Origin of the sequence: Yoonia sp. R2331 (genome assembly GCF_041103235.1) — a bacterium.
Taxonomy (GTDB): Bacteria; Pseudomonadota; Alphaproteobacteria; order Rhodobacterales; family Rhodobacteraceae; genus CANMYO01.
Window position 1 is genome coordinate 21,959 of sequence record NZ_JBGCUN010000004.1, and the last position, 12,519, is coordinate 34,477.

Sequence of the window (12,519 nt, forward strand, 5' to 3'; positions counted from 1 at the left end):
CATCTGTCTCACACCTGAGACAGCTTTCCAGGGTGTATTTCTTCAGTCCGCAGACAACGAACTGCCGACGCGCCATGGTCCTTGGCAATCCCGGAGGAGGTCCGGATTGTCAAGGAGGAACCAAATGAACGATATGACCCACACTGAGACTGGCACTTATGTCTCACCTTTCAAGCCTCGCTATGAAAACTTCATTGGCGGCGAGTTCACTCCGCCGGTGAAAGGGCAGTATTTTACAAACGTGACCCCAATCACTGGTGAGGCGATCACGGAATGCGCACGTTCCGATGAGGCGGACATTGAATTGGCCCTTGATGCAGCGCATGCCGCAAAAGACAGCTGGGGCAAAACTTCGGCTGCAGAGCGTTCAAATCTTCTGTTGAAAATTGCGGACGCAATTGATGCAAACCTTGAGCGCCTTGCGCAGGCTGAAACCTGGGACAACGGTAAGCCAATTCGCGAAACCATGGCCGCAGACATTCCTCTGTCCGCCGACCACTTCCGGTATTTTGCAGGTGTGTTACGTGGCCAGGAGGGCAATATGAGTGAAATCGACGCTGATACAGTCGCATATCACTTTCACGAACCACTGGGTGTCGTCGGCCAGATTATTCCCTGGAACTTCTCAATCCTGATGGCGGCATGGAAACTTGCACCGGCCCTGGCAGCGGGCAACTGTATCGTGCTGAAGCCAGCTGAACAGACGCCTGCGGCCATCATGATCTTGGCTGAAATCATGGCTGAATATCTGCCAGCAGGTGTCCTGAACATCGTCAACGGCTACGGAGCTGAGGTGGGTGCACCCCTGGCCCGATCTCCACGGATCGCTAAGATCGCTTTCACCGGCTCTACCGCGACAGGGCGCAAAATTATGGAAGCTGCGACCGAAAATCTGATCCCGGTGACGCTGGAACTTGGTGGCAAAAGCCCGAACATCTTCTTCTCGGATGTTATGGCCAAAGATGACGAGTTTCTCGACAAAGCCGTCGAAGGCTTTGTTCTCTTTGCCTTCAATCAGGGCGAAGTCTGCACCTGTCCGTCGCGAGCTTTGGTGCAGGAAGATATCTATGACGAGTTTATCGCCCGTTGCATTGAGCGTGTAAAAGCGATCAAACACGGAGATCCGCGTAATCCTGATACCATGGTTGGCGCGCAAGCCAGCACCGAACAGCAGGAAAAGATCCTTTCTTACCTGACCATCGGTCGCGAAGAGGGTGCTCAGGTTCTGGTCGGCGGCGACGCCGCCCGGTTCAACGGAGAATTGGCAGGTGGAAACTACATTCAGCCAACTATCCTCAAGGGCCACAACAAAATGCGCGTCTTCCAGGAGGAGATCTTTGGGCCGGTTGTGTCGGTTACAACCTTTAAGGATGAAGCCGAAGCGCTGGCGATTGCCAACGACACGATGTACGGTCTGGGAGCAGGTGTCTGGTCACGTGATGCGAACACCTGCTATCGGTTTGGCCGGGCCATTGAGGCGGGTCGCGTATGGGTAAACAACTATCACGCCTACCCGGCCCACGCTGCATTTGGCGGCTATAAGCAGTCGGGCATCGGACGCGAGACTCATAAGATGATGCTGGACCACTATCAGCAGACCAAAAACATTCTGATGAGCTATAATCCCAACAAGCTGGGCTTCTTCTAAATGTATCGAGCGGGGGTCAAGTGGACCCCCGCCTCTCTATCCATTTTCAGGGCAAAGCTGACCTTGGGCGGCAACTCAGCGAGCGGCTGCTATCCACCCTTCCTAGCCAGTGGTCAGTCAAGGTCGTAGGTTATTGTGCAATCGCAGCGAAAGCTCAATTTTGTCCCGCATCTTACCAGTTCGTTCGTCCCTCAACGAAGTTCCGCATTTGACCTCTGCAACTGAAATTCAGAATTTCCCGGGTCTTCTTTAGGAAGCAGTTCTAACTTGCCTTGCGGCCTCCCCTGCTCGGCTTCGCGTGTCGCAGGGGAGAACGGCCCTTCGGTCCGTCGCGCATTCGGCCATGCGGCCTCACCGCGGCGTTGCACCCGGCATTCCGGTTTGCCCGCCTCGCGAGCACGTTCCTCCCCGGCCGCTCCGCCGGATTGCGCTCTGGTCTGTTTTGGCCTGAGGCCAAAACGATCCCGCCACTTCATCCGTCTCCCGCGTCCGGTCGGGCCGTTTGCCTGCTCGGGTCGGGCAAACCTACCGTCTAAACACACACACATGAGTGCGGAAGCATATCCTCCGGATGGCCCCCAAATCAGCCCGCGTCAAGGATCGCAAAACTTTTCGGCGAGGGCGGGGTCTGTGGCGCGGGGCGGTCTCGTGCGTGAGGGCGCGCAAGTGTCAGATGCTGCGCGCGGAAAACTTTTGCGCCCGGCAAGCCGGCGGCTGCGCCGTCCCTGACCCGTGCAGATTCGGAAACCAGGCATTCGGCCATGCCCCCACACTCACGTGGTGGCCTTGGAACCGAACACTGGAGACCAGACATGGCTTACGACACCGCAAACACCTACGAGACCATTGAGCTTTTCGGACTGACCGAGAAGGACGCACAGCTGCCGATCCCCGAGGATCACATCCTGACCGACCGCATCATCCGCGAGAGCTTCGAGGCTTTGCTCGGGCCGCTGCGCGGGACCGGGCTTGAAGCGGAAATCGAACCGCTGGCGCACGGGCTCGCCACGATCCTGCAGCGCCGGAAGGTGGCGCTTGGCAAGGAGGTCGACCGCACCGCCGACAAGATCGGCGCGCTGGCAAAATCTCACGACGGATCAGAGATCGCCGAGACCGCGCTCGAAGAGGCGCAGGCGCGCTTTCTGCAGCTGCGCGAGATTGTCGGCGCCATTGAGGTGATGAGCGAGGCAGCGGCGGAATGCTACGAGATCGAGACGGGTCACGCCTTCATCCCGGCAGCCGGGTCGCGCGCAAGCGTCCGGGCGCAAGAGACCGGGGCGGTCTTTGAGGCACGGCAGCTCCTGGAGCAGCACGACCGCGAGACCGCCGAGAAGTCGAAAGTCGAGGGGGTGCCCCTGATCGTCTCGGGCGCCACCGACTGGACCGATGTCGATGTGATCTTCAACACGCTCGACAAGGTTCGCGAACGGATCAAACAGAACCGCAATCAGGAGATCTTCCTCTGCCACAAAGGTGGCAAGCACGGGGCGGAGATGATTGCGGCTCGGTGGGCCCGGGCACGTGGGATAGCACAGGCGCGCTTTGATCCGCGCTGGTCTGCCCATGGGCGGGCGGCACCGTTCAAGTGCAACGACGAAATACTGGACGACAAGTTCGCGGCGACGGGAGTTGTACTCTTCGGCGGCAACGGGGTCGCGCTGAACCTCGGGCAGAAGGCCGAAGCGAAAGGCCTGACGGTCATGCGGGTTGCGGGCCCGGTGAAGAAGGCGTCGCAGGAGTGAAGAGAGGGGGTCGCGCTTGGCGCGGCCCCTTCGTCATGTCTCATGACGCGTGCGATCGGTGTCGCAAGATCGACAGGCTGCGCCGTCCAGCACCGTCATCCCTCTACCCGGTCCGTCAGAGTGCGGCCCATCCGCATCGGTGCGGGCTGGGGATGGTGCGCACCTCACGCACATCGTTAGCGGGACAAAACGCGAGGGGTCGCGACGTCGCATTTGAGGCCGAAGACTTGCGCGTCCCTCGGGTGGTGTTTCGGAACATCGCATCCACGCGGGCGGGCTCCGTCAGCACCCCGGCCAGGATCGGCGGGACGCGAACGCGGATGGTGGCGTCGGCGTGATGGCAAGGGTCATGCGGATCACTCCTTTTTGCTCATAGATGTGGATCGCACGGGGTCGGCCCGTTCGTGCCCTCAGCTCACGCTTCGGCAAGCACAAATACGGCTTCCACGGCGGGGCCGCGGACCCTCCGCATTTGCGCTTGCGACCGGGCCTCTTGCCCCCGTGCCGGGTGATCCCCATCGCAACAAGGAGTAACCCAAATGACCAACCACTACGTCGCTACCGTCCCCGTCAAGTTCACCGACACCGATGGCCAAGAGCGCACCCGCTTTCAGCGCGTGGGTGCGATGTTCCGCAACACCCGCAACGGGGACGGATCGGAGTTCTTCAACCTCAAGCTCGACTTCCCGGTCGCGGTCTCGGAGCTGGTGATGTTCCCGCCGAGCGCGAAAGATCCCCAGGACTAAATCCTCTGACGAGGATGGGCCGCCCCAGGACGATCTTGGGGCGGCCCGATCCCTGTTCCAGGGATGCCGGTTCCGGCGCGGGTGATCCCAACAGCGATCTCCCGGGTGCCGGTCGCTGCGCGGTCCACGGACGCACATTCCTCGGTATGATCATGCTGCGACAGACCGGCCAGTCAGCCTCAAGGGGGCCATCCACAAAAACCTATCGGCCAGGGCCTCCCGGTTTTTGTGGCAGAGATTTGGGGACCCAAATCTGACCCTCCTTGACCCTGCCTGTCCGCCCTGTCGGTGGGGTTTGCGCCCGCCCGCGGTTCCGTCCGAACACATGGGTGTTCGGCCAGATCCTCGGGCGGTGCTGGGGAAGGGGATCCATTTTACAGGTGGGTCGCCCGGTGGTGAGGGCGGCAGAGCCGCGTCCCAGCGTGCCGCGGCTTGAAGCGGACACCAAGGCTGCCTGAGACTGAAAGCTACGGACGTATATAATTGACGTCTTGGTATATTATCGTAATATAGGGGCAGCCTTGGTGGAAGTTGGCAGGAAATAGGGGGTCTTTCTTCCGCATGTCCCGAACAAAACGCCTGACAGAGACGGAGAAGATGCAGATCGTCCGCGAGGCGGCGCAGGGTGTGTCGACGTCTGACCTCGCTGAGCGTTTTGGCGTCACATCACGCGCTGTGCGCTACATCCTGAAAGCCGATGCCGAGCGCCAGACAGATGCCGCCATCCCGGTTTCAGCAGTCAGTGTGAAGGTCACGGCTGCGGAGCTTGAGGAGCTCGACGAGATATTGGCGAAGGCGGGGATCGAGAGCCGGGCCGAGGGGTTGCGGCGGCTTATCCAGGCGGCAGGCGGGGTATTCGTTCCGGACGCTCAGATGGCGGCTGAGATGGCCCGCTATCGGGCCACCCTACATGAGGTTGGCAATGGTGTCGTCCAGATCGCCAAGCAGATGACGCAGGCCAATCGGATGGGGCAGGGGGCTGGTCCAGAGTTCACCGAAATGCGTCTTGCCCAGATGCGCGGACTGGCGCGGTTCATTCTGGATTCTGCCGACGAGATCGACCTGCTTCTGCGTCGCCGTCGGGACGCAATGAAGCTCGAAGCCACGAGCGCATTGAAGGAGTTCGCTCATGCCGCTGAATGACGCCGTCGACGCCGTCACCGGCGAGGTCTTCCGGGACGGCTGGAGCCGGATCAGGGGCTCGATGCAGGGGCTGCATGTCGCCAAGCAGACCCAGCTTGTACGTGCGGCAGCGGGGCATCGGCCAGCGGTCTTCAAGGCGATCCGGGGCGGGGGGACGCACAACAAATCGCAGCTGATGAACCAGCTCGATTACCTCACCACCAAGTCCACGCATATCGTGGACTCGAGCGGGTTCCTGGATGGCAAGACGAAGCTCGAGGTGGGTGACATCAAGGACCTCACCGAGCGCTTTGCCAAGCGGTGGGATGCGGGCTTCAAGCCCAAGCTTGGTCAGACCACCCACATGCTCATGTCCTTCCCAATCGGCACGCGCGGCGAGGATGTGCGCGACATTGCGACGGATGTGGCCGAGCGGTTCTTCCAGACTGATGCGGGGCATTTCGACTACATCATCGCGGTGCATGAGGACCGCGATCACCCCCATGCGCATCTGGTGCTGAACCGCCGCTCGCAGGAGGGCGAGTTCTTCTTCCTCGGGCGCAACCATCGCTTCAACTATGACGACTTCCGCCTCGCCATGGTCGAGGAGGCGGAAAAGTACGGCGTGCGCCTGGAAGCCACGCGCCGCGTCGAACGCGGGGTTGTGCATTACTCCGCCCGCGCCAGCGAGATCTATGCGGCGAAAGAAGAGGGTCGCGCGCCTGTTGAGCGGGAGCGTGTGGGGGCCGATCTGACGCAGACGTTGGCGGAGATCGCCAATACCAGAACCGTCTACCATTCGCTTGCCACGGAGGCCTCGCGGGAGTCCCGCGAGGATATCGCCGCAGCGCTCTTCCGCGCGGGCGAGGTGCTGGCGCATGGCGGGCAGGTGGACCGAACAGGAGATGTGTATATGGCCGAGGATCAAAGTTTCGAGGATCTGAGAAGCCTCTATGCGGAGAAGCTCGCGCGGGTGCAAGGCATGATCACCGAGAAGCCTGACACGGAACGTCCCGAGCTGGAAAAACGCCTCATCAAGATCCAGACGCAGGTCCAGCACATGCAGCCGCTCGGATTGCGGTCGAGCACGCTGTCTGAGGCCCCCTCGGAGGGCGGGGTTTACTCAGAGGCAAACATACAAGAGAGCCAGCTCGAACGCCTTGTCGAGCCGCACTTGCGGTCGCGGATTGACGCGGCCCTGCGCGGCACCGGGATCAGTACAGCGGAAGTGGTCGCCCGGATCGAGACGGGCGCCTCCAATGCAGCACTCGAGCATCAATGGATCGCCGATGATCTCGCCAAGGTGGCCGAGGCGCGCGATCTGAACCTCGAACGCCGCGCCGATCTGGAACAGGCGCGCGACATCCTGAATGACGTGCATGTCGCGCTTGGCACGCTTTTGGAACGGGAGAACGTGCTGCGCCGGGATGGTGTCACGGGAGCGGTGAGCGAGCGGTTCCACTATCACGAGGATGCGGTGCGGGCGATGGAAGGGACAATCCGTCAGGAGATGCGCGCAGAAGGTCTGAAAGCGCAGCAAATCGAAGATCGGGAGTGGGAGGTGGTCTCAAAGGCAGAGCGCCGGATCGAGGCGGAGCAGCGCGCGTATCTTGAGGTACACCCGGAGCTGCTCGCCCGTCCGGACGATGTGATCGACCGGTCCGAGCCCTACAGGGAGACCATCACCGATGCGGCCCGCGCCAGTGAGATCGCCCGCGAGGTCGACCGGATCATGGAGGCACGCGATGTCCGCACGCCTGTTGCAGATGCTGTCGCGGATGACTTGCGCACGCGATATCCGGACATGCCGTCGCACCTCGCCCGCGGGCTTGGCGCGACCTACGCGGCCGTCGCCGAGATCCGCGACACGGAGGCCATCAATCAGGTCCGCCGCGAAACCGAGTTACGAGACGGGATTGGGGTTGGCACACGCGACGAAGCTCTCGCAGCCCGCGATGAAACGGCGATGCGGTCTGATGAACGTACCGACCGTCTCGCAGACGAGATTGCACGTGTCCTGGACCATGAGCGGGCGGGGGAGTTGTCCGCGCCCTTCGAGACCGAGGCGGAGCGGGACGCGTTCCGCGAGGAGATCGCGCGGGCGCTGGACGTTCGCCAACTTGAGCGGCTCACATCCGGCGATGCCGATGCGCTGGACAAGGTTCTCGAGGACCGTCTCGACCGGCTCTATGTCGCCAAGGTCTACCTGCAATCCGATGCCGCGACGGCCAACACGGAGGCCTTGCGCCAGGTGGTCGATGATCTTGCCGACGCCGAGTATGAAAAACACCGCACTGGCGATGTGGATGGCGAGACCGAGCGGGGACAGGTCCATTGAGCGCCTCCATGGGAAAAGCGCGGATCGCCACGGGCGTCCTGCTTGTGACGCTGGTGACCGGGGCCATGGGCTATACCATCGCCTCGGCGGTGCTGACCTACCAGGATCTTGGGTTTGGGGCCGAGATCGACTTTGCTTATATCGCGCAGAACTACATCACGATCCTCGATCGCCGCCCGGAGGACGCGCAACTTATTCACCTGATCGTCGGCAGCTTCGCCGCCGCCGGCCTGATGCTGAGCCTCGCCCTTTCAGGCTCGGCCCTCACACGCTTTGGCCAGACCCATTGGCAGTCTGCGCGCGAGATGAAGGCCAATGGCTTCTTCGGGGCGCCAGGGACCGGGTTCATCCTCGGCAAGCTGGGGCCGCCGGGCTCCCGCGCCAATTACATTTGCTCCAAGGTCTTCCCCCATGCGCTGATCGTGGCGCCCACGGGCCGTGGCAAGACCACGGGCTTTGTCATTCCGAACCTGCTGACCTGGCAAGGCTCCGCCGTGACGCTCGATGTGAAGGGCGAGTGTTTCGAGGCCACGGCCCGGCACCGCGCGGCCCAAGGCGACAAGGTCTATCGCTTTGCCCCTACCGATTGGGAGGGCAAGCGCACGCATCGCTACAACCCGCTCCTGCGTATCTTCGAGCTGAGAGACCCTGCCCGCCAGCAGATGGAACTGCAGCTCTTGGCGACGCTGTTCCTGCAGAGTGACAACGACCGGGTGCAGGGCCTCCTCAAAGGCGGGATCGATCTCTTCGTGGCGGCAGGGCTCTTGGCGTTCCAGCGCAAGCGCCCGACCTTGGGCGAGATCTACCGCATCGCCGCCTCGGGCGGGAACAAGCAGAAGGAGTATTTCGCGCGGGGTCACGAGGTCGACAACAGGGCAGCAAAGCTGATTTTCACGCGGCTTGCCTCGACCAACAACGATACGCTGACCTCCTACGTCTCGCTCTTGATGACCTCGGGGCTCGATCAATGGCAGAACCCGGCCATCGATGAGGCGACGGCGGTCTCGGACTTTGACTTCCGCACGATCCGCAAGAAACCCTTTTCGGTCTATCTTGTGGTCCAGCCTCTCATGGTGAAGCCTCTGGCACCCCTGATCCGGCTCTTCTTCTCCGATCTTCTCTCGGCCATGCAGGAGAAGGATCCCGGGCCGGATGAGCCCTGGCCGGTGATGATCATGCTCGATGAGTTCAATCGCTTGGGCAAGATGCCCATCGTGGTCGAGAGCATCGAGACCCTGCGGACCTATCGCGGTCACCTTGCCGTAGTGACACAAACCATACCCGCCCTCGATGAAATCTACGGCGAGAACACCCGCCGTGCGCTGCAGGGCAATGCGGGCGTGAAACTCTACCTGACACCCTCAGATGAAAAGACCGTCGAGGAGCTGAGCAAGGCGGTCGGCAAGACCACGAAAACCGTCGTCACGCGCTCCCAATCCATCGGCAAGAATCCCTTCGAGGGGCGCAGCCAATCAACACGGACCGAGGAAAGCTCCTTGCTTCCTGAAGATGAAGCGCGCCGCCTGCCGCTCGACGAGATCGTCATGGTCATCGATGCCCAAATGCCTGTCCGGGCAAAACGGATCCAGTACTTCGATGATCGGCTGTTCAGGGCGATCCACGCGGCGCAGTCAGGCGAGCTGCCGTTCCCGGAGCTGGGGGGAGGGGGGCCGCAAGGCAATCTGCCGTTGAGTATGCGCGCCATGCCGATGACACCGCCACCGGACGGGCAAAGCGGACCCAACACCGAAGTGGACGCTGCACACCAGGCCGCTGCTGGTCAGCCGTCAGCGCATGTCGTTCCAAAGAAAACCGCGCCCGTCGTTCAAGCTGTGATCGCCGAGGAACAACGCCAGATGGAGATGGATTTTGGGGGCCAAGTCATGGATGCCGAGACAGCGAGCGCCGTGGGCGAGGCGCAAATGCGCTCCGCCGTCGGTGGCTTGGACGACATGGAAGCGATGCTGCGGGAGGATGGTGGTCAAAAGCTTGTTGCTCGATAGGGTGGCGAGGGTGGTATGTCGGTCGAGTGGGCGGAGAGCGGACCTTCGCTGCATGTGCCCAAGGCAGGCAATTCGGCTCCATGAGCTGCCGTTCGCCCTTGATCAGTCAGATTTAATCAGAGATGTTCCTTCCGGTTTTGTGTCAGACACGAGTTCGCGGGCATGGATGCCAAGGACGATCAACGCTGGCCAAAGCAGGTAGGCTTCGATCTCGATGTTTTCGCCAAACGAGAGCAGTGTGAAAGTCATCACAATCCCCAACGGCAAATGCCCTCTGGGACCACGTGCAGAGTCAATGAGGCTGAGACATGTTTGCCAAACAAATGGAACCAGCAACGCAATCAGACCGACGATCCCTTTCACGAACAGCAGTCCGAACCACGTATGATGGCTTCCAATCGGCATATATTCCACGGCGTGGCTGCCGGGTTGAACTGTTCCATGACCAAACCAGAATGCTTCATTCTCCCAACGTTCGGATGCGATCCGCTGTAGAGTTGCGCGGACCCGTGTGCTGTCAGCGCGCGCGCTTTTGAAAGCCGAGATCGCTTGTGAAACTGACGTCACAACAGATGTGCCAAAGATGGCCATTGAAGCCGTCAAAACCGCGACGACCTGCCAGGCCCAACCGCGCAGGATCAACGGCATCATACGTGGGCCAACGGTGCAGGTGACGAGGCCAACCAAACCCATGCGCGACTTCGACGCAAAGATCATCAACATGCCGGCCGCGACACCGAAGCTGCGCCATTTGATGGATTTTTCCTCGAGCGCGAACAACACCATGACGACGCCAAGAAGCGCAGCGAACGGCGACCACGGCGCATAGAACTGCCACCGTGGCGTCCAGCTGGCCGGATCCCAAGTAAAGAGAAAGACAGAGAAATATTCGGGGCCGGGGCCACCGATCGCTTTTAGCGGAGATGTGAATATCCTTTCGGGCAGGCCGACATAGGGCGCAACGAGGAGCATGGGCGCGATGATCAGGGTCCAAAGTCCGACGACACATTGTGCGCGGACAAGCACCTCTCGTCTGATGGGAAGAAGTGAGCCGGCCAGCGGGAAAAGAGCGAGAAGCGCCCAACCCTTGGCCCATCCGATTGAGGATTTAATCGTCTTCTTGAGTCCAAGTCCCCAATCAAGGTGCCCCAGCCAAAGGGCCACCAGCATAACGAACATGCCGAGGATCCACGCCCAAACAACCGGGGGGATCGTGCCTGTTGCCCGAAGGTCATCGCGGACGGCCGGGCCGAGATAAAGAACCAGTACTGCCAGACCGCCAAGGACCCACGCCAGAACGGGACCCACAACATAGAGAGAGCCAACCGCGTAGAAAGGCCAGGTCAGGACAAGGGTCCGATAGACCAGTCCCTCGGCGGGGTTGAGGTCGGTCATCATTCGTCGCGAGGCTTGGACATCAGGCGGCTGATGACGGCGAGTCGCACCCAACCCAACATCAGACCGATCAACAGCATGAAAGTCGCAGCACCACCGGCCGCGATCGCCAGTTTGCGATTGGGCGACGATGGTTTTTCAGCAAGCGACGGATTCTCAAGCACTTGTACCAGCGGGTAAGATGCATAAACATCTGATTTGCTGGATTGGGCTTTGGCAATCGCAGAGGCAAAGACAGCCTCGGCGACGGTGAAGTCGCGTTCGAGATCCTGAAGCTGTGCTGCGGCGGCAGCCAAACGGGCGAGATCGGCGCTGCCTTCTTCGAATTGTGCCTTGAGTGTTGCCAATTCGCGCGCCGCACCCTGACGTGTTGCCTCCATCTGGACAAGTTGGGCCTGCAGGTTTGCACGAGCACCCTGTGGGGCCAGGTCGAGGGCAGCAAGCGAATCGTCATCAAGTCCGGTGACCGCCATGGCCATCTGATTGGCCGCCAAAGCGGCGGCATCGCGTGCCTTGCGGGCTTCTTCGACCTTCGGATGGCGCGCGCCATATTGTGAGTTAGCCTGTGCAAGATCCGCCTCATGGTCAGCAATCTCGTCCAACAGGGCGAGGTAGGCGCCGTCCGCAAAAAGTTTGAGTGTCGCGGCGGCCATCGCGGGCGTCAGTTCAAGTTGGTTGGCAAGCGCGTTTACGGATGCGGATGTTTCGCTGAGTTCGGCCGACTTGGCCAGAATACGCGCTTCCAGCGCAAGGTTGCGGTCCATGAGTACGTCGTATTGCTCTACTGAAATCAGGCCTGACTGAGCTTGCAGGTTGGCGATTTCTGTCCGAGTTCCGCCCACCGAAGCACGGTAGTCGGAAATGGCCTGTAGACCGCTGTCTTCACGTGTGCTGACCTCATCCGCGCGCAACGCGTCAAGCTCTGCAAAAAAGGCAGCTAGGATGGCTTCGCCGCGTTGTTGGGCCTCTTCGGGGCTGCGACCTGTCATTTCGATATGGATCAGGCTTGTCTGATCCACCAGTTCGACGCGAGGGCGGCCCATTTCTGCGCGCGAAACTCCAAGGTCGTCGGCGGCCTCACTGAGAATACGATCTGCGCCCAACAAGCGTTTATAAGTCTCGGTCGGGCTAACGGCATTGTTGGCAAAGGCGGAATTTGCGTAGGAAGAGGCCTGACCAATGCCGTTGAGGTTGAGGGAGGCCGAGGCACCTGATCCTGGCAGGATCAGCGAGGTTGTCGATTTGTACGACAATGGGGCCGTCTTGAGGTAACCGGTGATCGGTGCCCAGATCAGCGTGCCGCCCAGGATGGCAAAAGCAAGATACCGCGGGAGTCGCCCAAAATCGCTAAGCCGTCCACCAACCAGTGCGCGGCGGATACGTCCACCTTTTTGGGGTGAAGGTGCATCTTCAGCGACAAATGGCATTGTAGGTTGCAAAGTCATCGGCGGTCTCCTTTGCCGATGTTCTAGCCTTGAAATCTTAGCGAATTCATCTGCGCGGTCGGAGTGGTACCGGTATCGTT

At 60.8% G+C, this 12,519-nt stretch carries 8 protein-coding genes; 6 read left to right on the forward strand and 2 right to left on the reverse strand.

All coding sequences use genetic code 11. The features are described from left to right. The first annotated feature begins 124 nt into the window (after positions 1-124). The 6 genes from exaC to AB3Y40_RS19750 all read left to right on the forward strand — a co-directional run bounded on the left by exaC (position 125) and on the right by AB3Y40_RS19750 (position 9,599). Positions 125-1,648, forward strand: coding sequence for an acetaldehyde dehydrogenase ExaC (gene exaC, locus AB3Y40_RS19725; RefSeq protein ID WP_369440610.1), 1,524 nt, complete (start codon positions 125-127; stop codon positions 1,646-1,648). An 812-nt stretch (positions 1,649-2,460) separates the two neighbouring features. Beyond that, on the forward strand, positions 2,461-3,390 hold the full coding sequence (locus AB3Y40_RS19730; RefSeq protein WP_369440611.1) for a DUF2493 domain-containing protein: 930 nt from the start codon (positions 2,461-2,463) through the stop codon (positions 3,388-3,390). Between the two features lie 539 nt (positions 3,391-3,929). After that, on the forward strand, positions 3,930-4,136 hold the full coding sequence (locus AB3Y40_RS19735) for a hypothetical protein (protein ID WP_093412161.1): 207 nt from the start codon (positions 3,930-3,932) through the stop codon (positions 4,134-4,136). 561 nt (positions 4,137-4,697) lie between these two features. Next, positions 4,698-5,279: a helix-turn-helix domain-containing protein gene (locus tag AB3Y40_RS19740; protein WP_369440612.1), complete on the forward strand. Its 582-nt coding sequence runs from the start codon at positions 4,698-4,700 to the stop codon at positions 5,277-5,279. Beyond that, entirely contained in the window at positions 5,266-7,596 is a 2,331-nt protein-coding gene (locus AB3Y40_RS19745; RefSeq protein WP_369440613.1) for a relaxase/mobilization nuclease domain-containing protein, read from the forward strand. Before AB3Y40_RS19740 ends, AB3Y40_RS19745 begins: the two co-directional genes overlap by 14 nt. An 8-nt stretch (positions 7,597-7,604) precedes the next feature. After that, on the forward strand, positions 7,605-9,599 hold the full coding sequence (locus AB3Y40_RS19750; RefSeq protein ID WP_369440688.1) for a type IV secretory system conjugative DNA transfer family protein: 1,995 nt from the start codon (positions 7,605-7,607) through the stop codon (positions 9,597-9,599). A 102-nt stretch (positions 9,600-9,701) separates the two neighbouring features. On the opposite strand, the gene AB3Y40_RS19755 is transcribed toward AB3Y40_RS19750, so the two are convergent. Then, a complete protein-coding gene (locus tag AB3Y40_RS19755) occupies positions 9,702-10,994 on the reverse strand; it encodes an O-antigen ligase domain-containing protein (RefSeq protein WP_369440614.1) in 1,293 nt (430 codons plus the stop codon). Beyond that, positions 10,994-12,439, reverse strand: coding sequence for a GumC family protein (locus AB3Y40_RS19760; RefSeq protein WP_369440615.1), 1,446 nt, complete (start codon positions 12,437-12,439; stop codon positions 10,994-10,996). The genes AB3Y40_RS19755 and AB3Y40_RS19760 overlap by 1 nt, the downstream gene beginning before the upstream one ends. Positions 12,440-12,519 lie beyond the last annotated feature (80 nt).